The sequence below is a fragment of the Pseudarthrobacter sp. PH31-O2 genome, assembly GCF_030063265.1.
GTDB lineage: Bacteria > Actinomycetota > Actinomycetes > Actinomycetales > Micrococcaceae > Arthrobacter.
On sequence record NZ_JASIST010000001.1, the window covers coordinates 74,871 to 100,100 of the forward strand.

The following is a 25,230-nucleotide window of genomic DNA, read 5'->3' on the forward strand; positions in this document are numbered from 1 at the left end:
ATCCGGCTATGTGGAAAGCGGTGCCGACGGAGGGAAAACTGCCCCGCGACAGGACGGTCCGCGGGCCTGGACGCGGGCCGCGATTCGCGGGTTCACACCGTGTCTCGGGTAGGCTGGACCAGCAGACAATGCGCAAGATTGCGCTGCCCGCATTCGAACCAGGAGAGTTTGTGACCGCTGACCTCGTCATCGTAGGGTCGGGCTTCTTTGGCCTGACAATCGCAGAACAGGCCGCCACAGAGCTGGGCTTGAAGGTCGTTGTTATCGACCGCCGGCACCACATTGGCGGAAATGCCTACAGCGAAAGAGAAGAGCAGACCGGCATCGAGGTGCACCGCTACGGCGCGCACCTCTTCCACACCTCCAACGAGCGTGTCTGGGAGTACGTGAACCGCTTCACCACCTTCACCAACTACGTTCACAAGGTGTACGGCGTTCACAAGGGCGAGGTCTACTCCCTGCCGATCAACCTGGCGACCATCAACCAGTTCTTCCGCGCCAACCTGACCCCGGGCGAGGCCCAGGAACTGATCAAGGAACAGGCCGGGGAACTTGCCGGCACGGATCCGCAGAACCTGAACGACAAGGGCATCCAGCTGATCGGCCGTCCGCTGTACGAGGCCTTCATCAAGCACTACACCGGCAAGCAATGGCAGACGGACCCCAAGGACCTGCCCGCGGGCATCATTTCCCGGCTCCCGGTTCGCTACAACTACGACAACCGGTACTTCAACGACAAGTACGAAGGTCTCCCGACCAACGGCTACACCGCGTGGATCGAGAAGATGGCGGAGCACCCGAATATCGAGGTCCGGCTCAACACCGACTTCTTTGACGAGTCGCACGAGTACAGCAAAAACAATGTTGTCGGCAACATCCCGGTCATCTACACCGGCCCGGTCGACCGCTACTTTGACTTCGCCGAGGGCGACCTCTCCTGGCGCACCATCGACTTCGAAGAAGAAATCCTCGACGTCGGAGACTTCCAGGGAACGTCAGTGGTCAACTACAACGACGCCGACGTGGCCTACACCCGCATCATTGAGCCACGGCACTTCCACCCGGAGCGCGACTACCAGACGGAAAAGACCGTTATTATGCGCGAGTTCTCGCGGGCAGCAGAAAAGGGCGACGAACCCTACTACCCGATCAACACCGCAGCGGACCGCGAACGGCTGCTCAAGTACCGCGATCTCGCCGCCGCCGAGCAGGATGTCCTGTTCGGGGGTCGTCTGGGCACATACAAGTATCTGGACATGCACATGGCCATCGGGTCGGCACTGACCATGTTCGATAATAAGATCCGCCCGCATTTCGATGGTGGCGCCAAAATTGAAAGCGGAGGGGTCGACGCATGAGCGCCGCGGACGAAACTACTGATTGGGCACGGATCCAACGGGTAATCCTTCCGTCGGGTGACCAGACCGACACTATCCCGCTGTACGTGGACGCCGGGCCCGCCAGCGGCATCCGGCTGCGGGAGAACGACGAACTTGCCCGCTCGCCGAAGCTGCCCGAGGACAAACTGCAGATGTTCAGCTCCGGGGGGAGCGAGGCGCACTTCGAGGACTTGCTCTCGCGTGAGTCCATGCGGGTGCGGTCCGGCGAGCAAATATCGTTCGGCACCTATTTCAACGCATTTCCGGCAAGCTACTGGCGACGGTGGACCTCGGTCCGTGACATCCGGCTGGTCGTTCGGACAACCGGCAGCGGAGCGGTCACCGTTTACAAGTCCAATGCCCGCGGGTCGGTTCAGCGGGTCGATGGGCGCCACGTTGACGGCGAGTCCACTTCGGTTTTCGAGTTATCGCTCAAGCCGTTCGGCGACGGCGGCTGGTACTGGTTTGATCTGGCAGCGAGTTCCACGGACCTCGTGCTTGAGGCCGGCCAGTGGGAGTCTCACGATCTCACCGGCAGCCGCGGCCAGGTGACCCTCGAAATCACGACAATGAACAAGCCCGATTACTGCCTCAACAACGCCCGCATCCTCGCAGCTAACCTCGACGTCCTGGCCAACGTCAAGGAAATCCTGATCGTGGACCAGGGCACGCAAAAGGTGGAAGACCAAGAGGGGTTCGCCGAGGTCCAGGCCTCACTCGGGGGCAAGCTACGGGTCATTAATCAGGCGAACTTGGGCGGGTCCGGCGGTTTTGCCCGTGGAATGTACGAGGCGGTGGAGAACGGCAGCGATTACGTGTTGCTGCTCGACGACGACATCGTCGTCGAGCCGGAAAGTATCGTTCGGCTCTTGACCTTTGCCGACCACTGCCGGAAGCCCACCATCATCGGGGGGCACATGTTTGACCTGTATAACCGCAGCGTCCTGCACACCTTTGGCGAGGTGGTCGACCCTTACCGGATTGTGCCGGCGCAGCCACATGCGGACATGGAGCTTCGCCATGACTTTAGCGTCGCGAACCTCCGCCAGACCGCCTGGCTGCATCGCAGGGTGGACGTCGACTACAACGGCTGGTGGATGTGTCTGGTCCCCACGAAGGTGATCAAGGAAATCGGGCTGGCCCTCCCGCTGTTCATCAAATGGGACGACGCCGAATACGGTCTCCGGGCTAGGGAAGCCGGGTTCGCGACCGTGTCACTGCCGGGCGCAGCGGTGTGGCATGTGTCGTGGGCGGATAAGGACGACATGGTCGGCTGGCAGTCGTACTTCCACGAACGCAACCGGCTGATAACCACGCTCGTTCACAGCCCCTATCCCAAGGGCGGACGGGTCCTCAGGGAATCGGTCCAGGCCGACGTCAAGCATCTTGTGTCGATGCAGTATTTCACCGAGCACGGCCGCATCGAGGCACTGAAAGACATCTTCAGAGGACCCGACGCTCTGCATCAGGTCCTGGCGTCCAGGCTTCCGGAGATCAACGCCCTCAAGTCCCAGTACACGGACGCCCAGCTGAAGGATGACGTGGACGACTTCCCGGCTCCGAAATTGGGCCGCGGCCCAATGGGTGGTGCGCCGATCGGAATGCCGCGCAAAAAGGACCTGGTTCCCTGGGGCATCAAGACAGTCTCGCGTCAGCTCGTCAAGGCTCCCGCGCCGGAGAGCGCCGAACGTCCGCAGGGATTCCTGGCCCACCGGGACAACCGCTGGTTCAGGCTTGCCCACTACGACAGTGTTGTGGTGTCCAACGCCGAGGGAACAGGTGCCTCCTGGTACCGGCGTGACCCCAAGAAGCTCAAGTCGATGCTGGCCGAGGCCACCCGTTTGCACCTTCGGCTGTACCGGGAGTGGGACAAGTTGGCCGAGCAGTACCGGGAGGCCGTTCCACGAATTACCTCGATGGAAGCCTGGAAAAGGACGTTCGACGCCGACACCAAGGGTGGGCAATAGATGGCCGGCCCTGTGGACCAGTTGGTCAAGCCCGGACGTGGCCGCGGACTGCTCGATGTCTACGGTGATCGCTTCCTGTTGAAGCTGCTGGTACGCAAAGAGATAAAGATCCGCTATCGCGGTTCGGTGCTTGGTCTGATGTGGTCCTATGTCAAACCGCTGATGCAGTTCATGATCTACTTCATCGCGCTGGGTATTTTCCTGAATCTTGAGCGGGGGACGCCCAACTACGCGATCTATCTCTTTTCGGGCATTGTGCTGGTTAACTTCTTTACGGAGTCATTGTCCAACGCCACCCGGTCGATAGTGGACAACCGCGACCTCATTCGGAAGATCTACCTGCCGCGGGAGCTGTTTCCAGTCGCAACCGTGTGGGTGTCAGCCGCCCATTTCCTGCCTCAGTTGTTGGTACTTATTGCTGCCTGCCTGGTTGTCGGGTGGACACCGTCAATCGTGCAGATATTGGCGGCGGTCCTGATCTTTGTGATGGTGGCGATCCTGGCTACCGGCTTGGGCCTGATGTTCGGTGCTGTCAACGTCTACTTCCGCGACTCCGAAAACATCGTGGACATGATCGTTATGGTTGTCACGTGGGCTTCGCCGGTTCTTTACGTGTGGACCATGGTCCAACAGGTTATGGGACCGTGGTTTTGGGTTTATCAGCTCAACCCGATGACAACTGCCGTCGAAGTTTTCCACTGGGCTTTTTGGGAGCCGACCCTGAAGGCGAACCAGCTCGTGGGGGATACCATGCCCCCGGATCTCTTGAGCTTCTGGCTTCCGGTTTCCCTGGTCATGTCTGTGGCAATCCTGTTCCTTGGCCAGCTGATGTTCCGCCGGCTTTCCGTCCACTTCGCACAGGAGCTCTGAAATGACGTCCCACGGCCACGTTGCCATCAGCTGTATTGGCGTCCGCAAGCAGTTCGTCCTGCGGCACACGCGCTCCCTGAAGGAGGCCTTGGTCTGGCTTGTCAGGGGCCGCAAGGGAGATCTGTCGAAGAAGTTCCAGGCGTTGAACCACGTCTCCCTTGAGGTCAAGCAAGGCGAAACGGTTGCCCTGCTGGGCCTGAACGGTTCCGGTAAATCCACCCTCCTGAAGTTGATTTCCGGTGTGCTGCAGCCTGACGCCGGCACGGTGCGGACCCGGGGGCGGGTAGCCGGGCTGATCGAGGTCGGCGCGGGCTTCCACCATGACCTCAGCGGACGTGACAACGTTTATCTCAACGGTGCGATTCTGGGCATGTCGGAAAAGCAGATCGATGAGATGTTTGATTCCATCGTGGAGTTCTCGGAAATCGGTGAATTCATTGACACCGAAGTGAAGTTCTACTCGTCGGGTATGTACCTGCGTTTGGCATTTTCCATCGCGGTGCACACCGACCCGGAGGTCTTCCTCATTGATGAGATCCTTGCCGTCGGCGATGAGCCGTTTCAGCGTAAGTGCATCGCGAAGATCCAGGAGTTGGCCGAGAAGGGCAAGACGCTCTTTGTGGTGAGCCACGACCTGGATTTGGTGGCGACGGTCTGTGAACGCGGGGTGCTGCTCGAACACGGCGAGGTCGTGATGGACGCAGAGGTGCACGACGTCGTTGCGGAGCTCCGGCGGAGATCAGCCGTGGCCTAGCGGCCGTGTGGCATTCCACCTCGGGCCGGCGTCGAATAGGATGGGGCGGAAACGGGGAACGTGCCCCGTACTGGGGGATACGGGAGCGCGATCGATGACAATGTTGGGACCAGAAAAACAACGGGACCGATGGGCCGGGAGCCGACGCCGCACTGCAGTGGCGAAGGTCCGCAAGACCGTGGCGGTAGCTGTGGCCGGCGGCCTTTGCCTCGTTGGTATGGCCCAAGGGCCGGCAGTGGCGGATACCGCCACGGAAACCGTTACTGTGACGCCCACAGCCAGCCCCTCGGCCACAAAGCCGGGCCCGTCTGCATCGGGTACGGCACCGGCGCCGACACCGCCGGCTGACCCCCCACCCGCCGCTCCGTCGCCTACTTCGACAGCAGCACCAGCCCCGCCAACAGCCTCGCCGGAGCCGACGGCGACCCCGGCCCCCGTGGCTCCGAGCCTGGAAGTTTCCGATCCGGCCGCAGCGGCCGCCGCAGTGTTTACAGTGCCCGGGCCCATCGGTGCCGAGCATCAGAGGCTCGGTGGTGACTCCGGGGCGGTTGGCCCAGCCACCGCAGCGCAGCTTTGTGGCTTGGCCAACGGCGGCTGCCTGCAGACATTCGCCCACGGCACGATCGCGTGGAGTCCGGCAACCGGCGCCCACCTGATGGCCGGGCCAATCGAGGCGGCGTGGGTAAAATACGGCGGCGTCAACAGCTACCTGGCGTATCCGACCGCAGATGCCACTTGCGTGGGCACGAGCGCACTTTGCCAGCAGGCATTTCAACGGGGGAAGCTCATCTCGGTCCCGGACCGCGGCACCTTCCCGGTCTGGGGTGGCATAAACGCGACTTATGATGCACTTGGAGGACAGAACGGATACCTCGGCTATCCCGTGGAGGCTGAGAAGTGTGGTCAGCCTGCAGGCTCTTGCGTGCAGCATTTCCAGCGCGGCCTGATATACTTCGGTCCGTCCGGAACTTGGCAGATCTGGGGTGCCGTGGCAGCTGCCTACGACGCTTGGGGCGGCTCATGGGGCTACCTTGGATATCCGAAGGGGGCAGAACAGTGCGGCCTGCCGGGTGGGGCTTGCGTGCAGAATTTTCAGCGGGGATCGATGTATTTCGCACCCGGAGTCGGAACTGTGCCTGTATGGGGCGCCATTAACGCCCGGTACCAGGAGCTAGGCGCGCACGGCAGCTACTTGGGATATCCGTTGGCAGGCGAGAAGTGCGGACTGCGAGACGGCGGTTGCTCACAGGCGTTCCAGCGCGGACGTATCTACTACGCCGCGGGAGCCGGCACACAGGCTGTCTGGGGCGGCATAGGCTATTTCTACGCAGCCCGTAAGGCTCAGGACGGCGCTCTCGGCTATCCGGTGACTGCAGAGGCGTGCGCCGCCGGCGGGTTTTGTAGCCAGTCATTCCAGTACGGTGTGCTGGAATGGATCCCCGGCAGCGGTGTGCGCTACCGGCTCTCAGCGGGCGCCTACTGCCCGGCCCTGAACTCGGGCGCGGTCCAGTACCCAACTAACGGCGCCGAACGGGTCACTTTCTCTATCGCTGATGACTATGGCTCCACCCGAATCACCTTGATCACCTGTGTGCGGCAGGCCGACGGCAGCTATGCCAAAGAATGGGGCGCGTTCGGTCATGCCGGGGAATCCGGCTTTGGAGCCCCCGGCTGGCCGACCGGCCCGACATGGCAGAAGTACTCGCCCACAGGCAGCTTCACAGTGACGGAGGGCTTCGGTCTGGGCAATCCTGGAACCGCCTTGTACTACCGAACATTGAATCCATTCTCCCGCTGGGGCGGTCAGCTTAACGCAAACTACAACAACTACTTTGAGTCCAGCTCGGACGTATTCCCGGATGAGAACATGTGGTATTACGCCACGCGTGCGTCACATGATTACCGGCAGGGCGTAGTTATCAATTACAACCGGCCGCCGGATACGCCGATCACGATGAACGCAGGATTTGCCATCTTCCTTCACGGAAACAACGTCCCGACTTGGGGCTGCATCTCACTGAACGACGGAGACCTGCTGCAGTTCATGAGGACTGCGCACGCAGGCGACCGCTTCGTTATGGGAGTCGCATATGACATTTTCAACTGACACAAAACGCCGTCCCCGCCGTGGGTTGATGTTTAGCGCAGCGGCGGCAAGTCTTTTGTTGACCGCGTGCACCGGGACCATGTCCTCCGACCCCACCCAATCCAACGTCGCGGCCGTGCCGGCGCCTTCGCCGACAGGAACTTCGGACACCTCGCCCGGGGACGACGCGACGACACATGACGGGCGTACGGTGATGCCTGTGCGCCCCGGGGATTGCTCCACCCCCGCGTTGGACGGCATCCGGAGGGTTCTGGGCCCGGTGGCCTCTGGCCTCCAGCCGCCCGAGGCGAAATCCTCCTCGAAGCTTGGGGTTGTGGAGATCACCTGCACCTACGGGCTGTCGGCACCACCCGCCGGCCAAGGGTCGGACCCCGCAAAGTCGCTTTTGATCTCGACGACGATAGTGCCGGACCAAGCGGCCCTTGACAGTCTCGGGTTACCACGGCTGATGATGTCCCCGGAGCCGGTCGCGGGGATGGGCAAAGCGTGGTATTCGACCAATCTCTTATCCGGCACCACAGAGTACGTGCTCGAAATCCAGGACGGCCTACGGGTTACCCGGCTCACCCTGGCCGCACCGGCGGCGGCGACGCCGGGTCCGGATGTGAAGACCAAGCTTGCCGAGTTAGCGCGCCTGCCCTGAACCTTCGGCGGCCCCGCGCAGACTGTCGTGCCGGTTGCCCTTCAGCTGCCGCCGCAGGCCGTTACTTTGTACAGGCTTGCGTTACCTTGGCGGAACACCGGCTGCACAGAGGTGGATGCGTCCAGGTCCGCGAGCCCGGGAAATGCATGGTTCCCGCCGTGCACTTCCTTAGTCCCGAAATCTAGAACGTAGTGCACCCCCGTGCGTAGGATAGCCTCGCAGATGGAAGGGTCGGTCCCAGCGTCCCGCAGCCGCGCGTTCAGGAGTTCAACGTCTTTCGAATTTGCCGTGAGGACATGTTTGGCGGTCGTATCGCGGTCCGCCAGCGCATAGGCAAGCGCGGCGCCCGTCCACGGATTGACGGCGATCACGGAGCCTTGGGGAACTAGCTCCGGGAGTTGGTCGATGACCGCCTGCTCGTCTGTGGATACGAGGGGGGAGTCGGGAGTCTCTTGGTAGTTGACGCGGGCTGAGCGCACTGCTGCCGCCGTCGAGGGCAGCTGGGAGGCCACCGCCGCGGCGGCCACGAGCACAGCGCCGCAGGCGAGCATGACGGCACGCACGCCTGTCAGCCTGCCGCTGCGACCGCGTGCAGTTGCGGACGTCCTCGCGCCGTACAAGAAGCTGCGCAGGCGGGCGGCTATCGCGTCTACGCCGAGTGCGGCAAACGGGACCGCAGTCAACGGCAGTAGCGCGGCTAGCCGGTAGCTGTCGTTGTACCAGACGCCTGTCACCCGGCTCCGGAAGTCGCTGATAGGCGTACCCGAGACAATCACGAATAGTATGGCCGTAATCCCGAAGCAGGCGAGGAGCCAGAAGTTGCGCTGGCGGCGCACAGACAGGGCGAGCCCGACGAGCATCAGGATACTGACTGCCGGCGCAACGGGCCGGTTCATCGCAGAGTTGGCCACCACCTCAAACGCAGCGCCCAGCGCAGACTGCATCGGACCCCAGAAGGCAGCGTCCTGCGGAGGACGGATGAATTTCCACAGCACGATGAGCAGGCCCGCGAAACCCACAAGGCCGACGGTGGCCAGCGCCCGGCCCCGCGTCCGGTGTCTTCCGACGTAGCGCTGCCAGTAGGACTGTGCGACCACGGGCACGGACAGAACCAGCAAGGACATGAAGCCGTTGGGGTGGGCCAGGGCCACGCCCGGGATCAGCACAAGAGGCAGGCCGAAGCGTGCCCACGGGGAGACAGGCAATTCGCGTCCGAGACCGAAGAACACAGCCACCGCGCCCAGCGATGCCGGCAACATGCTGACGGACAGAAAGTTTGGATACAGCACCCCGAAGTCCAGCAACATGAGGGGGAACGCCGAAAAAACCCCCGAGAGAACGGCGGCGGACGCGACGGCGACCGGTCTGTTACCAGCCACGATCCGGGTCAACATCATGCAGCCGAGCGGCCACATGACGGCGGCGACGGCCATGTTCAAGAGGTTGACGCCAACGGGCAGTGCCACGCCAGTGAGCTGTATGAGGGCCGCGGCGAGGCCGTGCCACGCCGCAGGATAGAAGTACGGTGCTGCGCCTCCACTGGCCATCGATGACATCGTCAGGGAGGACGCACTGCCGGTTTCCAGAATGTAGCGCACGCCGTTGAGGTGGAAGACGTTATCGAAGGTCTGCGAGAAGCTGGCCGGGGTACCGAAGGCAATGGCGAGCTGCACGAGGATGAGACTGGCGCCGACCACGAACGATGCTGCCAGCCAGCCGGATTCGCGAGCGAACCGAAGCCTGGGTGCCAGCTGTGATGCCAGTGTGCTATCGCGGCTGGCCCAGCGGACGCCCGCCAGAGCCAGGCCAAGGACGACGCCACCCAGCAGGATGGCGACCGACGACCAAGCGATGCCGAGAAAGGGCAGGGCGACGGCGAGCACCGCGGCGATCGTTACGGTGATCGGCGGCGCCGCGGCGACTGCCATGAGGCCACGAAGGCCCAGTCCAACCGCGGCTAGACCACCCGGGAGGACCAGGAAGACAGCGGCGGCCAAGATGAAGGGGATGGTTTCAGCCCAGCTCATTCAACAACCGCACGTCGATATACTCGCGATATAGGCCTGCTGGGGCATTTCAGATGGACTGGTCCAGCAGCCCCAGCAGGTAGCTGCCGTACCCGCTCTTGATGAGGGGCTCGGCCCGTGCACGCAGTTCGTCGTCGCTGAGGAAGCCGTTGCGCCACGCGATCTCTTCGGGGGCGCCGATCTTGAGCCCTTGGCGGTTCTCGACCGTCCGGATAAAGTTCGAGGCGTCGCTGAGGTCGTTGAACGTGCCGGTGTCCAGCCATGCAGTGCCCCGGGGAAGGATTTCCACCTTCAGCTTGCCGCGCTCCAGATAGGTGCGGTTGACGTCGGTGATTTCAAGCTCCCCGCGGGGGGAGGGCTGAAGATTCTTGGCGATATCGATGACATCGTTGTCGTAGAAGTAGAGGCCGGGCACGGCGTAGTGGCTGCGCGGCTTAGCCGGCTTCTCTTCGAGTGAGAGTGCCTTCCCATCGTCGTCGAACTCCACCACGCCGTAGGCCTTAGGGTCCTTGACCCAGTAGCCAAATACGGCGCCGCCGTCGATGTTGGCATGCCGACGCAGCTGCGTACCCATGCCCTGGCCATAGAAGATGTTGTCCCCGAGGACGAGAGCCACGGTGTCGTTTCCGATGTGGTCGGCACCGAGGACAAACGCCTGCGCCAGGCCGTCGGGGGAAGGCTGCTGGACGTACGTGAGGTTCACACCGTACTGGGACCCATCGCCCAGGAGCCGCCGGAACTGCTCCGCGTCGTGGGGCGTGGTGATGATGAGGATGTCCCGGATGCCCGCGAGAATGAGGGTCGACAAGGGATAGTAGATCATTGGCTTGTCGTACACGGGCACGAGCTGCTTGCTGATGCCTAGGGTGATCGGGTGCAGCCGGGATCCGGTTCCGCCGGCCAAGATTATTCCACGCATGCCTCCAATCCTCTCGTAATGGCGGCGCCACAGCAAACTAGGCGCGGGTGAAGCTTGCACGATGCCTGGAATGCCTGTGAAATGCTCGCGGCATCCTGCTTGATACCATCGACTGACCATGCGAACCGAGATGAGCGGAACACACATGCCTGCAGCAACGGCGATACGTGCCAAATCCGAGGCGCCCCCGAGCGCACCGGTGCACGCTCGTCGGCTGGACATTGAGGGACTTCGGGCCGTTGCCGTAGTTGCCGTCGTTTTGGATCACCTCTTTCACTGGCCGCACGGTGGCTTCGTTGGCGTAGATATCTTCTTCGTTATCTCCGGCTACTTGATTTCGGGGATTTTGCTTCGAGAAGCGACGTCGACCGGCCGGATATCTTTCCGGCAGTTCTACATCAGGCGAATAAAGCGAATCCTGCCAGCTGCGGCCGTGGTGTTGTCGGCGACCGTTACGGCCGGGTACGTGATCTATTACGGCGGGAAAGCGACATCAATCGCCTGGGACGCGGTGTGGGCGCTCCTTTTCTCGGCAAACTGGCGCTTCGCAATTCTCGGAACCGACTATATGAACTCGGGCGCCAGCGTTTCGCCGCTACAGCATTACTGGTCGTTGGGAGTCGAGGAACAGTTCTATATCTTCTGGCCTTGGATCATTCTCGCCGCCATGTTTGTGGCCCGTAGGGTGCGAAGCAACCAGCGAGGAACGGTTCTCATTCTCGGTACTGCGGTTGCCCTGCCAATCCTGCTGTCATTTGTCTTCGCCCTTTGGGAGACGAGTGGAAATCATACGGTTGCCTACTTCTCGACGCTTTCACGAGCATGGGAGTTGGGTGCTGGCGCCCTCCTCGCCGTCCTGACAGTGAGTTTCAAGGGCTTCACCCATGCACTCCGGGTTTTGCTACTCTGGATGGGTCTTGCGCTGCTTCTGAGCTCTATCCTGTTCATTACGCCCGCGACACCATTCCCAGCCCCATATGCCGTGATCCCCGTCCTTGGGTCCTGTCTCGTGATCCTGGCAGGTATCGGAACCGCTGATCAGAGGTACGAACGCCAGGCGTGGATCCTTACGAATCGCCTGAGCCGCTACCTCGGCAAGATCTCGTACTCTTTGTATCTTTGGCATTTTCCCGTCATCATCCTGCTGGCGTCCGTTGTGTCCCCGGATTCGAAGTGGTTCTCCGTCGTGGCAATCTCGCTCATGGCTGTTCTGTCCGTGGCCTCATTCCATTTCGTTGAGGATCCCATCCGGCGAAGTAAACTCGGACGGCCAGCCAAGGTGATCGGCACGCACTCCGTCCGTGGCCCGGTGACCCGTATTAGTGCGACAGTTCCCATCGTGGCCCTCGTCGTCGCGGTGGTTTCCGCCCCGCTCGTTGCAGCGGCGGTCAGCCAGCAACAGGCGACGGCGCCAGCTGCAGCGAGTGTCGCGCCCGTGTCTGATGTGGCAACCGTCCCTGCCCGGCAGCAAGTCCTGCGGTCTGCGTTGGCCGCAACCGATTGGCCCGCGTTGCAACCAAATCCGGCCGAAATGGGACCAGATGGAGCCTTGGCCAAGCCGGATGAATGGATCAAGGACGGCTGTCTCGGCGGCGAACTTTCCCCCTTGGCCCACAGCAAGGATGTCGTGCAGAACGCCGCCGGGTGTGTTTATGGGACAGAAAACGCTACCCGTGCTCTCGTTGTATTCGGCGATTCAACGACGATGAGTTACGTCCCGGGGATTCGCAAGGCCGTGGATGAAAAGGGCTGGAAGATATATATCTACACAGTCGCAGCCTGTTCACCGACATTGGTCCCCGTGGGCGAAGATGGATCCGCGAAGGAGTGCATCCGCTTCAAATCGTGGGTCCAGGACGAGATCCAGCGCATTCATCCGGATCTCGTGGTTTCATCGTTCCTGCGCAACGATGGCCAGCTCGCCAGCAAAGCGACCGGGAGCAAAGCCGACGCAGAGTGGCAGCGGAACATCGCGGACATGGCCAAGTTCGTGACGTCCAATGGTGCCCGTTACGTGCTCCTGGAGGCGCCGACACCGGCCAAAGCTGAACCCAGCCAATGCATCACGCGCTTCAGCAAACCTGTCGATTGCATTACCGATAGGCGCGCCGAATTCGACAGCCAGGCTCGGGTCAGTCGTGAGGCGCTTTCGTCCCTTGGGGACAGGGGCGCCTTTGTGCCCACGAAGGAATGGTTCTGCGTTGACGCCCAATGCCCGGCCTTCCTCGGCGGGACAGCCTTGTATGCGGACATCAATCACATCAGTGCCCGCGCTTCGGAAGAACTCGCTCCGCTCTTGAGAGATGCCCTTCAACTGCCACCCACTGCCTAGATCTTGATCGGGGTCAACCGAAGGGGCCGACATCGGCGATGGCCCCGGACGACCCTTCTTTGGTGGCAAGTCAAGCCATGAGTGTTTGGAGTTGACGGAAGATCTGTCTGCTGATGGGACGCTTGTCGCAGCGGTGAATTCGTGGGCTGTTGCCCTCCGCCGTGCGACGCTCGATGTAGGCGCGAGCGACGGGGTCCGTGAGGTCCGGGGCCGGCCGACGACGTCCAGTGCGGGGTTCAGTTGCTGGCCCCGTAGCAGTTTGCCGACGCAGGCTCGTGTTGCCCGACCCTGGGTTCTGCCCAGGTGGTGGACTTCGCTATCTCCTACCGACTAGACGACCCTTCTATGGTGGCAAGTCAAGCGATGAGTGTCTGGAGTTGGCGGAAGATCTGCCTGGCGATGAATCGCTTGAGGCAGCGGCGGATTTCCCGTGGGCTCCTGCCTTCCGCGGTGCGTCGCTCGATGTAGGCACGGGTGGCGGGGTCTGTGAGGCTTCTGGTCCGGGCGACGACGTCCAGTGCGCGGTTGAGCTGCCGGTCACCGTAGCGGGTGGTGCGTTCCACCAGCGTTGCGATCGCCGACTGGTTGTAGGCTCCGGTTATTGAATCCCCCTCCCAATGGCCCGGGACGGCGCGGTCTTCGATCTCGGCGGGGCGTTCGGAAATGTTGATCATCGGGTCCGGGAACGGATGGTGCGTTCTTCGGGATTCCTGTGCTGCTTGCAGCGGGTCCGGCCGCTGCGCAGGGCCTCTTTCACCTCGCGTTTGAGTCCGCCGCGGGCCTGGAAGTAGAGGGCCTGGTAGATCGTTTCGTGGCTCACGCGCATCTGCTCGTCATCGGGAAATTCCTTGATCAGCAGCTTCGAAATCTGTTGTGGGGACCAGCGGGTGAGGAGCTTGGTCTTTACGTAGTCGTGCAGGTCCCCGGGTTCTGACAGCTTACTGTCCTTCGGCCGTGCCCGGGCCGCCGTGGCGGCCCGGTGAGCACCGTAAGGCCGGTACCCCAGCACCGGGTGGCTGTTACGTGTGATCTCCTGGCTGATGGTGCCCACGGACCGGCCCAGCGCCCTGCCGATCGCCTGCATTGAGGTTCCGTGGGACCGCAAGTCTGCGATTCTCTCCCGCTCTGACAGGGACAGGTAGCGGGTGCTGATGGGCTGTTCGAGGGCTGCCAGGGCCACTGGGGCGGGTGCTGGTGCCGCCAGCGCTGCCGGCATTTCAGGGGACGCCGGAGGGGCTGAAGGTGCCGCAAAAGTAGTTGTCACTTCCTGTTTATATGGCGGATCCGCGACATGGCCTTCGGCCGCGGCCGTGTCCGTTGCAGCCTGTTGCCGGTCCCACACGTAGGAGCTCTGTTTGCTGGCGCCGACGGCGAGAGCGGCGTCCCTCCGGCCGGCTCCTTCTTGGCGCAAGCGCAGGTAGTGAAGCTGTTTCGCCGATGGGCGTCGCAGGCAGGTGGAGGCCCGGCCGGCCTCGATCGCCCAGTTCGAGCAGGTGGAGCGGTTCAGACCCAACTGCTTCGCTGCCGCGCTGACGCTGCCGATTTCGCGCAGCACGCTGAGGAACTCCTCAGTCACCGCCGGTGAGTAGCGTTGCGGCGGATCACGGTCCCCGTGGCCCGTGGTTTTCGCCCGGCAGGGTTGAGCCTGCCGGCCCAGGTGTGCGCGGTGCCGATATTCAGCCCCAGTTCCCTCGCTGTCGCCGCGATGCTGCCGGTCCGGTCAAGGACGGCATGGAACTGTTCCTTCTCGGCCTGGGTGTACTGGGGCTTGCGCCTGGTCCCGGCAGCGTTCGCCCACTTCGGGCAGGTACTCCTGTTGATGCCGAGCTCCTGAGCCGCCTCGGCGACAGTTCCCAGGCGCGCCACGGCTGAAAGAAAATCCTGTCGCTGGGCACGGGTATGCGACTGCTGCAGACGCTTCACCGTAGCCCCCGCCAAAGGCTCGGATCTCTCCGTTGAAGCTGATTTTTTCTTTAAGGAAGGACTAATTCTTGATGGTGATTCCATGGGTGTTGCAACTCCGGATTTTCGGAGGTGTTGCAACGATCGCTTGAACTCGCCCAGCGGGTATTTCTGCTGGCCGCCAGTGGGCACAAACTATTGGCCATTGACATACTTGGCGGACAGGTAGAGCCACATTTGAAATTTGGAGGTTCCAGCTACGCCTCCCGGCCACTCAAAAGGAAGCGGTCCGGGATTGTACTTTCAACGGTGTAACTCTGATCCAGGAGGTACATGATGAGCGTGCAGGTTGAAGCGGCCGCCGAGGTGGTCGCGGTGGATGGTGGTGAGCGGGTGTCGGTGGCTGAGAAATCGCCGGTCGTGGACAGGGCGTTGATCGCGCGGTTGGTCGGTGACGCGCAGGCGCAGGGATTGTCCATTGACGGCGAGGGCGGGCTGCTGGCGCAGTTGACCAAGCTCGTGCTCGAGTCCGCGCTGGAGGGTGAGATTACCGTTCATCTGGGCTATGAAAAGCACGAACGCGCCGAGGAGCCCGCCGGGAACAGCAGGAATGGGACCCGGTCCAAGACGGTGCTGACGAAGGCCGGCCCGGTATCGATAGAGGTTCCCCGGGACCGTGCGGGGACGTTTGAACCGGCCGTGGTGGCCAAGCGGCAGCGCCGGCTCGGCTCGATCGAGGACGTCGTGCTGTCCCTGTCGGCCCGTGGGATGACGCATGGGGACATTGCTGCGCACCTGGCCGATGTGTATGGCTCGGAGGTATCCAAGACGACGATCTCCACGATCACCGACAAAGTCCTGGAGGGGATGGCTGAGTGGCAGAACCGGCCTTTGGACCCGGTCTCCCCGGTGGTGTTCATCGACTGCATCCACGTGAAAGTCCGGGACGGGCAGGTCGCTAACCGACCGGTCTACGTGGCGTTGGCCGTCACGACCGAGGGGAACCGGGACATCCTGGGTCGGTGGGTCGGGGACGGCGGTGAGGGTGCGAAGTACTGGCTCCAGGTCCTGACCGAGATCAAGAACCGCGGCGTCGAGGACGTCCTCATGCTCGTCTGTGACGAACTCAAGCACCTGCCGGACTCCGTCGGGGCCGTCTGGCCGGAGACTGTCGTGCAGACCTGCATCGTGCATCTGATGCGCAACAGCTTCCGCTACGCGGCCCGGCAGGACTGGGACAAGATCTCCCGGGCGCTCAAACCGGTCTACCAGGCCGCCACGGTTTCCGAAGCCGAGGAACGGTTCCTGGAGTTCGGCGAGGAATGGGGCAGGAAGTACCCCGCGATAGTGCGGTTGTGGGAGAACGCCTGGGCCGAGTTCGTGCCGTTCCTGCAGTTCGACCGCGAGATCCGCCGAATCGTGTGCGCCACGAACGCGATCGGGTCCGTCAATGCCCGGATCCGCAAAGCCGTCAGAGCCCGCGGACACTTCCCCAACGAGCAAGCCGCGCTCAAGTGCGTCTACCTCGCAGTCATGGCCTTGGACCCGACCGGCAAGGGCCGGGCCAGATGGACCCAACGATGGAAAGGCGCCCTCAACGCCTTCGAAATCGCCTTCAACGGCCGGCTCTCCGCAGCCCGCAAATAACCCAAAAACTACAACCCAGTCACACCGTTAAATTGACAGACCCAGCGGTCCCGGGCAACCCAGCCCGGGACCGCTTCACCATGCCCTTGACAGACGATCACCACATATCAGGGCTGCAACAGGATGAGTCTCGGATCGAGGCCTAGCGGCACCAGGTGCTCCCGTACGGAAGAATAGATCTCCGGGTCTACCAAGGCGGACATTCGGGGGTTGTCTGTCAGCATTTGGGCAACTAGTGCGGGGGCGCGATTGTAGTCCTTTGCTATTCCCGCCAATGGCCAACTGAGGGCGGTTGTTGTCGACGTCGAATTCCCCCTCATGCCCCACTGCCATCGCGCGGCAAGGATCGGGTCTATGGTGTTGGGCGCTGGGATGTAGACCGTGGACGCCGGCTGAGGCTGGTTTGCGCTTTTTAGCATCCGTGCCACGTACGGGGGAGTCGACTCGATTCGAGCTTCTTGGCGGGCCATCTCTGCGAGGGGACGAGCTGAGGATGGAAGGCCTATAGCCTTGAGATCTGGCAGGGAGAATCCGAAACCCTGGGTAGCCGCGATGGAGAGCACGCAGAGGGCCGATATGAAGCCGCGGTTCCCCACAGCATGTTCCTGTCGCTGTGGGGGCGGGAGGAGGGCCGCGGTCGCCGCGACAACCATCGGCCACGCCAGCAGCAGAATTGCAATCAGGTATTTGTAGAAATAGTAGGAAATCGCGCCGTTTTGAATGCTCTGCGAGACTGCGAGCCACAGGCCCACACCAATCGGAACGAATAGCCCCATCGACGCACGGGAGACATCGAGGCGTTCGGCGCGCAGTTGCGGCGAACTGATCCGGTACCCAGCAGAGCGATTGGCGAAACCGAGGGCTACAGCCAACGCGACAGTGAGAAGGGCCAGCCCGAAGTCGGGGAAGGCGATGCCGCCCTGCGCCTCAAGTATGTGCTGACTCTGGACGAGGAGGGGGGATATTTGGATGAGCGGCAACACTATACCGAGGATCGTGAGGGTTACGCTGCCGCCGGCGAGTGTCCACCAGGACCGGTTGTAGCTGCGTCGAAAGCGCACTATCGCCCACAGTTTCGTAGCTACAATCACTACAACCAGTGATACCAGCAATAGCCAGTTGTTGCAGATGCTGACGAGGCCGGCACCCACCACTGCCACGCCTATCGCAGGCACCCGACGCCGAAAAGTCAGTAGGGTCAACACGGTAGCTGTGGCCATTCCGCATGCCATATAGAAGTTCCCGAAGCCCTCGTACACAGGGATCGAACCTGGACCATAAATCCAGGCGGCCGACGCAAGGGCGATCCCGGGCGCCATCACAGCAGGCCTACGTCGGACCGAGGGCAAGGCGCAAAGCCCCGCCACAACAATCAGCAACGTCATGACGCACGCGGCTGCCTGTAGGGTCACGAAGGAAACGAGCTCGGCGTCGAGGCTCGTGATGGATGGCTGGACCACGTTGGACAGGGTGGCTAGCAGCGCATGGAACCCCTGGGGGTATTCGCCGAAGCCCCACGCGGCACCGTCAGTACCTGTGGGGATAGTCGGGATGACTTCTCCATGGCTGCGGATCATGTAATAGATGCTGAAGTGGGATTGATAGTCCCAGCGGCTGGTCATTAGCGAGAGTGCGTCCAGCGGGGATCTGATGGCCAGCATGGTGCCCAAAGACAAAGCCGACAGGGTCGCCGCCAGGAACGGCACAAAGTCGATCACTTGCACGCGCGGTAGCAAGCGCTGTGCCCTCCGCGCGTATGACTTGCCGGAGACGATCCACCAAGCGAGGAAAGCGGAGACAACTGCGAGCAGAAGGGTTCCATGATCAGTGCCGAGGATCCGTTGTGGCAACCACCAAGAGAGGGGAATGAAGCCGACTGCGATCAACCCACCATAGAGAATACGGTGTGAAACGGTGCGGGCAGTCGGGAGCAGGAGGAGGAGTGCGGCCATAAGGATAAGTGCCGGGAGCCCCTGGAGCATTCCCGCAGCCCGGAGCCCCACCACGAGCGCCGCAATGATGGCAAACGCCAAGACACCGCGGAGCTGCCGCATGAGGTTGATAGTTCCCGGCTTCTTCTGGGGTCGCTGTGCGGCTCGCCGAGCACGAAGGTGGTGCGGTTCTTGTACGGCTGTGCTCACGAAAATGTTCCCCCAGTATTGATTTGCTTTGAATGTCTCTAGACGTGGAGTCCTGGGCCTCGTGGCCTAAGAACGAACGCAACGCGCTAACGCAAGGCCGGCCCTGACCTCTATGGGGTTCTTCGCCGTCCAGACAAGCCTCCGACGCCGTCCGCGACGCCAGCCAGTGCGTTCGCCAGCCTCGACCATCTGCCAGGAGCAAGAATCGTGACAATGATCAAGTGGCGGTTGTCAGCCAAGAAACCCTTGATTGCCCAAAGTGGGAACTTGCGCCCATACTGCCTGGTCAAGAGGATACGGTTCCTGAAAATGTAATAATAACGCCATGGGGCCGCGGTGCGGATATCAAGTCGGCGGCCGCCAAGGGACAGTTTCCTGCCGAAAACCTGGGCGGGGACCTTGCTCCCCAGGGCATGCCCCAGGGAAGCGCCGGGAGCAAGTGCGACCTCCAGGCCATGGGCGCGGCACCGGAGATAAAACTCGCTGTCTACTCCATCGATGAAGAGACTGGCCTGCAGGAGGCCCAGGCGTTCGATGACAGGGACCGGGACGAGGAGTCCGGACTGGATCGGTTCACCGCCGAGCTGGACACCGTGCCGGACAGGTCCACGCCGAACCGGCAGACCGCGTACCGAGCCCGGAGCAACCATTCCCACCGGCACACCCGAGGCCGAGGCGGCGGCGGCGGTCGTGAGCAGTTCCTGCACGTAGCCCGGGTCCAAAAGGGAGTCCTGGTCCATGGTGAGGATGAAGTCCGGTCTCGGTGTGGCCGCGAGCGCCGTCGAAATTCCTGCGTTGAGCGCTGCCGCAATGCCTGAATTCTCGCTCAGCCGAACCGCGACGCAACCCATCGCCTCCAGCTCCGTAAGGAGCCTGGCCGGGTCCTCTGGACTCCCGTCGTCAACCACAACAACCCGCTCAACTTGGGGGAGCAATGCTGCTGCGTTGGCCAGGACCGCCTCGGTTGGGTTGAACAAGGAGATCACGGCGGTGGTTGTGCGCACAGGTACGCCGTCCACCTCAGGCAGGTTTAACGTCGGGCTGCGCATCGATCCAGGTCGCCAGCTGGTCGATGCCCTGCGCGAGGTTGAACTTCGGCGACCAGCCGAGCACTTCTTGCGCTGCGGAGATATCAGCCCAGGCATGTCGAACGTCGCCCTGCCGGTATTGGCCCGTGACGTGTGGCTCCGGCGCGTTGTAGTGCTCAGCTATCAGCTTCGCCGCGGTGCCAATTGTTTGGAATTCTCCCGACCCGATGTCCATCGGTTCGCCTTGGACCGTGGCTGAGAAGGCACCCGCCACTATGGCCGAGGCAACGTCGTCAATCAGCACGAAGTCGCGCCGGACCTCCCCGTCCTCATAAAGCGGAATTGATTTTCCGCCCATTGCCATCCGGCAAAAGAGGCTCATGATGCCGGTGTACGGGTTGATCAGCGACTGTCCTGGTCCGTACACATTCTGCAGCCGCAGGATGACTGTTTCGACACCATAGGACTTGGACCAGGCTTGGAGGATATGCTCCTGGGCCAGTTTCGTCGCTCCGTACACGCTGACCGGTGCAGGGAAGGTCTCGGATGCCTTCATGGCCAGGGGAGTGGCGCCGGGGAAATCCCACTGGGACTGATCCAGGGTGGCGCTCATGCGCTGTCCCGGGTAGAAGGGCTTTCCTTCCGCGTCCTGCCAGGCTCCTTCTCCATAGACTGCGCGGCTGGAAGAGAGGACGATGCGGCGGGGCAGTTTGTGGTGCCTGTTGAGGCCGTCCAGCATCTGGGAGGTGCCCACTACGTTTACATGGGTGTGGCGGGTGGACTCCTCAAGGGATTGGCCGGTTCCGGTCTCCGCTGCGAGATGGATGATTACGTCCGGAGTCACATCCTGCAGGACTTGGTCCCAAGTGGCTGCTTCAGCGACATCAGCCACAACAAGTTCGGCGCGCAGGTCCAGTTGTTCGGGACGCAGGCCGGATTCGTGGATCTGGGGATGCAGGTTATCAACGACGACGACGCGGTCGAAGGCCTCGGCCAATGACGGGGAGATCGCTGAGCCGATAAAACCAGCTCCGCCGGTCACTAGGACGGTACCGCCCGGACGGACGGAAGTTGAGGCAGAAGTCACTGGGGACCTTTCTTTGCGGGCAGGTTATTTGCCGAAGGCATGGCGGGCAAGGGCCTTGATTGCAGGGGTGTTCCGCGTGATTGCGGCTTTGGGAATCAGGTAAACGGCGTGGGCCCGGGACGTGACGCGCAGCCGTGCAGACCGCGCCGCCCGGTGCCAGCCGAGTTCTTCGGCCTGGATGGCCGCTACTTCGAAGTATTCACGCTCGCCGGCGAACCTCGAACCGTCGACCAGCTTCGTTGCGGAAGCGCTGTTGGAATGACGGCGGTACCGGAAGCACAGCGTCGGTTCGATCAGCAGCTGATGCCCTTGGAAAATCATGTCCATGACCAACGCGAGATCCTGGATAATCGGGAAGCCTTCGCGGAATTCCACCTCCCGGATCTTGTCGGTCCGGAATGCCAGCGACGGCCAGTAGAGCCAGTCGCCGTGCATCAGGTTGCGTGCCATGGCCTCGCCCGAAACGACCTTGCAGCCACGTCCCCTTGGCTTGACGAGCTGTTGTTTGACGGTATCGGCCAAAGTGGTCACAACACGGCTGTTCTCGTCGATAATCTCCACTCCGGGCTGGATCACCGCGGCGTGCGGATAGCGTTTGTGGGCCTTCATTATGACGTCAACGTAGTTCGGGAGGAGGACGTCGTCGCAGCCCAGAATGACCATCACGTCTTGGCTCGCGAGTCCGACGCAGGCACGGTAGTTCTCCGTGATTCCCTCGTTGTGTTCCTTGCGGATGTACTTGACCCTGGGATCATCGATATCAGCCATGTAGTCCCTGATCTCCAGGGTGGGGTAGGCGTCATCGATCACGGTCAAGAGCCAATCTGGGTTCTCCTGCGCCAGCACGCTCTCGAGGGTTTCAATCATGTAGGCGGGCTCGCCCCAATAGGGGATGAAGATGTCCAGTGGCATTTTAGGAATCGGAGCTTTCAGTTGAGGGTTCGCCAGCAGGGACCGGCGATGTTCGGGAGTCGTCCAGTGGACTGGCGTCGCGGTGTGGGGGCGGGCCCGGCTCTAGCGCGGACAGCGCCTCAACTTGGGACCGCAGGATGGCGACTTCTTCCGCCAAGGTACGGGTTTCGTCCTCGACAACCGAGATCTCCCAGGACAGGTGCAGGCAGACTCCAAGGAGCATCAGGATGCTCATGGTGAAGAGCAGGTTGGAGGGAAGCTGGACCCCTACAAACTCGGCGACGACGTTGAGGAGCCTCGGGAAGGCAGCCAGGACCAGTGTGGCAACTCCGACCACCAGCCAAAGGACGGCGTACTTCTCCCGAAGCTTCTTGCGGCGAAGCATTTCGACGACCAGTGCGACGATTGCCAGAGACAAGAGAAAGGCAGCTATGTTGCCCAAGGCTAGGTTCCTTTCACACCGTGCGTCGGCACGGTTACATTGGATCGCTTGCGCGTCAACGCAAAGAGCAGTGCAAAAACAGACCGCCCCAAATAGACCGCAGCCTGGGCCGGATTATGGCTGGGCTTCCCGCCTTGCCGGGCGCGCATTTCCACCGGGACTTGGGTGACCCTGCACCCGGAGCGTACGGCGACGACGAGGGAATCAATGGTGTCGCCAAGATATTCAGCCGGATAATGATCAAGGTACTGGCTGATGGCGCGTTCGTTGCCGGCACGGAAACCGCTGGTGACATCCGTCAGCCGGGTATTTGCGAGGGACGAAATAACGCGGGCAAGAAATACCATCGCCCACTTGCGCGGGCCGCTGACAGTGTAGTTTCCCTTGTCCGCAAAGCGGGCTCCGATGGAAATATCTGCGTGCTCGAGGCCGGCAAGTACTTCTTCGATGTTTTTTGGATCGTGCTGGCCGTCTGAGTCGACCTGGATGACTTGGTGGTAGCCATAGCGGCGCGCGTATTTGAAACCGGCTCGCATGGCTCCCCCCACACCGAGGTTGAAGGGCAGATGCAGCACTGTAGCGCCAGCTGCCGCGGCCAACGCCGCGGTGTTGTCTGTCGAGCCATCGTCGACTACGACGACGTCGTAGCGGTTGCTGGTAGTCAATACCTCGCGAACGGTTTGGCCGATTGCCTCGGCTTCGTTCCAAGCGGGCATGATGACCAGAACGCGTGGGGGGACAGTGGGTTCCATGGTGTCCAAACTATATCAATGTCGGGCGGACTCTATAGCCGGGGCGCTGGCAGGGCCGGCCGCCCCGCGCCGCGCGGTTCAGCGGATCCGGCGCTCAAGTTCTACCGGAATGCGGCCCGAGACACCTTTGGCGCCGTCCCAGAACCCGCGTGCCGCAGCGCGCAGAAGGGTGAGTCTGACAGGGCTGAAAGCGAAACGAAGCAGGTGCGCTTTGAGTTCTTCGACAAGCCTGCGGGCCACCCATTTGGGTGCTTTCAGCGCATAACGCTTGGTGAGGATCGTGCCGTTGCGGCAGATGTAGTAGACCCGCCCCGGCGAGTGGTAGTTGTATGAGAGCATCGTTCCGCCGATCCGCACCTGACGTCCGAAGAGAGTGCCGGGACGCCGCTGGCCGAGGTCGTGGTCGATGTCACAGCCGGCACCCACAAGCACGTCCAGTCCGGCGGTGCGCGAGCGCACTGTGAACTCGGAATCGACGCCGTCGATAAAGAGGCCCTCGTCGAACGCGCCGACCCGGTCGATCGTCGAGCGCGGGATCACGAATCCCGATTGCATGGGGTCGAATGCATGCAAAAAGCCATCGTGGCTCGGGATGGTGGGTACCGCATGGCCGCTGTAAGAGGCCGCGCAAACGAAGGCAACGTCAAGGCCTTTTGCCTTCGCGTCGGCGTAGGTTCTGTGGGCGAGCTCCACGTATCGATCGGTGACCAGCGAGTCCTGGTCCAGCGTCAGGAAAAACTCCGGCGCCCACTTCTCCGAGGCGGTCCGGATCCCCGTGTTGAGGGCAACTGCAATACCTTGGTTCGTCCCCTGGTGCAGCACCGTGGCACCCTGCTCGGCAAGGCGGGCGAATACTGGTGCCGAATCCGCAGGAGACCCGTCGTCGACGACGACAATGTGGTCCAGCTGGCCTCGAAGCCGCCGGATGGCTTCGACCAAGGACTCGGGCGGTGAGTAGGCGGCGATCACGGCAGCCGTGCGGCCTGGTTGGTCATTCGAAGGCATGGTCGGATGCCCTTTCTCTACGTAGTAGCTTGAGGCCCGGGATTAGCAGGGCAACGAACAGCACCGCTTCACTCAGGGCCATGCCAAGTGCGATACCAGGCGCATTTCCGTTCGCGCCGGCATAGATCATGGTGGCGACCCCAACGACGGCTGAAATCAGGGTCCAGCGCAGGACCTGTGACTGGCGGCCGGCCGGAATCAGCAGATTGCGGATGAACGGGGTGCTGGCGCTGAGGAACACGAACGCCAGTCCGTAGTATGCGCAGAGCTCGGTGCTCGCCTGCAGCTTGCCGGCGAAGAGCAGGCTGCTCGCGAATGGGCCCAACACCGTAAGGATGAGCGCTCCGAGGACCCCGAGTCCGGCGTGCGCCCAAATGGCAGCAAGGTGACGGCGGGCAGGGTTCGTTGCACCCCTTTCAATGGTCCAGCCTTGAAAGGCATTTCCCAGTGCCACGACCGTAAAGAGCCCGAACCGGTAGAGCGTGTCTGCGGTCGCCAGGCTGCCCGAGGCCTGCGGGGCGGTGGTGGCGGTGGCGATGGGGGCCGGAGTCGACGCATAGGCGTTGCCTGCCAGGCTGATGCCCGCTGTTTTCGCCTGGGTCTTGAGTTGGCCGAAGGATTCGCGCAGGTCCGCTGGCAACCACTGGCCACCTGCAGAGTAGCGCCGGTGGAAGCCGACGAGGGCCAGGACCGTCGCTACCGCGAGGAGAATGGTGTAGTACCAGAGCTGGTGGGTCAATAGCAGAACCGGCGCGGCCGCCGCGGTGGCGACGAAGCGTGGCACCGTGTCATAGAGGGCCAGTAGCCGGGGTTGCCCGACGCCGATGCAGAACCACGCAGGCGACAACCCGGCCAGGGCGACAGCCCACGACATTGCCACCGCTTCGTAGCGGAAGCCGGGTACGGCGACCGCCGCCGCCACGATTCCGGCGCTCGGCATAACGAGGATCATCAGAAGGAGCCGCGTGCGCATGCTCCGCAAGTAGATTTCACTGCGCTCGTGGCTGCCTGCGGCGCGGGCTATGGCGACCGGTCCGTCAACATTCCAGCCCCACAGCAGGATGGTGGCGGCGAACGTGCCGATGGCTTGACCAGAGATGACACTGGATATGCCCTCGGCGCCCACGACGCTTGCTATCACCGGAAGGAGCAGCAGGGGAGTGACTAAGGACAGAAGGGGGAGGATCGCAAACCCGGTCAGGCGCAGCAGTACGGTCTTCATGCGTGGGCGGGTCCTTGTCGGTCTGGAAGTCTGCCTCGATCTTACGGGACTTCCCTCACGGGACGGCGCCTGCACCAGCCCCGGCAGATCGAGG

The 25,230-nt window shown here is 62.3% G+C and carries 19 protein-coding genes and 1 pseudogene; 8 read left to right on the forward strand and 12 right to left on the reverse strand.

The features are described 5' to 3' along the window. Nucleotides 1-170: 170 nt before the first annotated feature. The 6 genes from glf (at nucleotide 171) to QMG72_RS00305 (ending at nucleotide 7,720) form a co-directional block, all read left to right on the forward strand. A complete protein-coding gene (gene glf / locus QMG72_RS00280; RefSeq protein ID WP_282360493.1) occupies nucleotides 171-1,358 on the forward strand; it encodes a UDP-galactopyranose mutase in 1,188 nt (395 codons plus the stop codon). Continuing rightward, complete coding sequence (locus QMG72_RS00285; RefSeq protein WP_282360492.1) at nucleotides 1,355-3,346, forward strand: glycosyltransferase; 1,992 nt, start codon at nucleotides 1,355-1,357, stop codon at nucleotides 3,344-3,346. Before glf ends, QMG72_RS00285 begins: the two co-directional genes overlap by 4 nt. Then, a complete protein-coding gene (locus QMG72_RS00290; protein ID WP_282365187.1) occupies nucleotides 3,347-4,216 on the forward strand; it encodes an ABC transporter permease in 870 nt (289 codons plus the stop codon). A 1-nt stretch (nucleotide 4,217) separates the two neighbouring features. After that, nucleotides 4,218-4,970, forward strand: coding sequence for an ABC transporter ATP-binding protein (locus QMG72_RS00295; RefSeq protein ID WP_253032355.1), 753 nt, complete (start codon nucleotides 4,218-4,220; stop codon nucleotides 4,968-4,970). 217 nt (nucleotides 4,971-5,187) lie between these two features. Further along, a complete protein-coding gene (locus QMG72_RS00300; RefSeq protein ID WP_283479715.1) occupies nucleotides 5,188-7,077 on the forward strand; it encodes a hypothetical protein in 1,890 nt (629 codons plus the stop codon). 313 nt (nucleotides 7,078-7,390) lie between these two features. After that, nucleotides 7,391-7,720 (forward strand): hypothetical protein, encoded by a 330-nt coding sequence (locus QMG72_RS00305; RefSeq protein WP_283479275.1) that lies wholly within the window; start codon nucleotides 7,391-7,393, stop codon nucleotides 7,718-7,720. Nucleotides 7,721-7,761: 41 nt separating this feature from the next. Here QMG72_RS00305 and QMG72_RS00310 read toward each other — a convergent pair whose 3' ends face one another. After that, nucleotides 7,762-9,747 (reverse strand): DUF6541 family protein, encoded by a 1,986-nt coding sequence (locus QMG72_RS00310; protein WP_283479276.1) that lies wholly within the window; start codon nucleotides 9,745-9,747, stop codon nucleotides 7,762-7,764. A gap of 49 nt (nucleotides 9,748-9,796) precedes the next feature. After that, nucleotides 9,797-10,666 (reverse strand): glucose-1-phosphate thymidylyltransferase RfbA, encoded by an 870-nt coding sequence (rfbA, locus tag QMG72_RS00315; RefSeq protein WP_283479277.1) that lies wholly within the window; start codon nucleotides 10,664-10,666, stop codon nucleotides 9,797-9,799. Between the two features lie 145 nt (nucleotides 10,667-10,811). Here rfbA and QMG72_RS00320 point away from each other — a divergent pair, with 145 nt between their 5' ends. Further along, entirely contained in the window at nucleotides 10,812-12,998 is a 2,187-nt protein-coding gene (locus tag QMG72_RS00320; protein ID WP_283479278.1) for an acyltransferase family protein, read from the forward strand. A gap of 356 nt (nucleotides 12,999-13,354) precedes the next feature. Here the strand turns inward: QMG72_RS00320 and QMG72_RS17800 are convergent. Further along, nucleotides 13,355-14,340, reverse strand: a pseudogene (locus tag QMG72_RS17800) (IS30 family transposase). A gap of 230 nt (nucleotides 14,341-14,570) precedes the next feature. Further along, nucleotides 14,571-14,864 carry a hypothetical protein gene (locus QMG72_RS00330; protein WP_283479279.1) on the reverse strand — a complete coding sequence of 98 codons (294 nt, stop codon included), beginning with the start codon at nucleotides 14,862-14,864 and terminating at the stop codon, nucleotides 14,571-14,573. A 372-nt stretch (nucleotides 14,865-15,236) separates the two neighbouring features. On the opposite strand from QMG72_RS00330, the gene QMG72_RS00335 reads away from it, so the two are divergent. Beyond that, nucleotides 15,237-16,547 (forward strand): IS256 family transposase, encoded by a 1,311-nt coding sequence (locus tag QMG72_RS00335; protein WP_502934643.1) that lies wholly within the window; start codon nucleotides 15,237-15,239, stop codon nucleotides 16,545-16,547. Nucleotides 16,548-16,654: 107 nt separating this feature from the next. On the opposite strand, the gene QMG72_RS00340 is transcribed toward QMG72_RS00335, so the two are convergent. From QMG72_RS00340 to QMG72_RS00375, 8 genes are all read right to left on the reverse strand, one after another. After that, nucleotides 16,655-18,601 carry a hypothetical protein gene (locus QMG72_RS00340; RefSeq protein ID WP_283479281.1) on the reverse strand — a complete coding sequence of 649 codons (1,947 nt, stop codon included), beginning with the start codon at nucleotides 18,599-18,601 and terminating at the stop codon, nucleotides 16,655-16,657. Nucleotides 18,602-18,798: 197 nt separating this feature from the next. Continuing rightward, on the reverse strand, nucleotides 18,799-19,692 hold the full coding sequence (locus QMG72_RS00345; RefSeq protein ID WP_283479282.1) for a glycosyltransferase: 894 nt from the start codon (nucleotides 19,690-19,692) through the stop codon (nucleotides 18,799-18,801). 16 nt (nucleotides 19,693-19,708) lie between these two features. Beyond that, nucleotides 19,709-20,803: an NAD-dependent epimerase/dehydratase family protein gene (locus tag QMG72_RS00350; protein WP_283479283.1), complete on the reverse strand. Its 1,095-nt coding sequence runs from the start codon at nucleotides 20,801-20,803 to the stop codon at nucleotides 19,709-19,711. A gap of 24 nt (nucleotides 20,804-20,827) precedes the next feature. Next, on the reverse strand, nucleotides 20,828-21,715 hold the full coding sequence (locus QMG72_RS00355) for a glycosyltransferase family 2 protein (protein ID WP_283479284.1): 888 nt from the start codon (nucleotides 21,713-21,715) through the stop codon (nucleotides 20,828-20,830). Between the two features lies 1 nt (nucleotide 21,716). After that, nucleotides 21,717-22,157 (reverse strand): DUF2304 domain-containing protein, encoded by a 441-nt coding sequence (locus QMG72_RS00360; protein WP_283479285.1) that lies wholly within the window; start codon nucleotides 22,155-22,157, stop codon nucleotides 21,717-21,719. 2 nt (nucleotides 22,158-22,159) lie between these two features. After that, a complete protein-coding gene (locus QMG72_RS00365) occupies nucleotides 22,160-22,909 on the reverse strand; it encodes a glycosyltransferase family 2 protein (RefSeq protein ID WP_253032366.1) in 750 nt (249 codons plus the stop codon). Between the two features lie 78 nt (nucleotides 22,910-22,987). Beyond that, nucleotides 22,988-23,914: a glycosyltransferase gene (locus QMG72_RS00370; protein ID WP_283479287.1), complete on the reverse strand. Its 927-nt coding sequence runs from the start codon at nucleotides 23,912-23,914 to the stop codon at nucleotides 22,988-22,990. Then, a complete protein-coding gene (locus QMG72_RS00375; RefSeq protein WP_282360477.1) occupies nucleotides 23,901-25,136 on the reverse strand; it encodes a polysaccharide biosynthesis protein in 1,236 nt (411 codons plus the stop codon). The genes QMG72_RS00370 and QMG72_RS00375 overlap by 14 nt, the downstream gene beginning before the upstream one ends. Nucleotides 25,137-25,230: the final 94 nt, after the last annotated feature.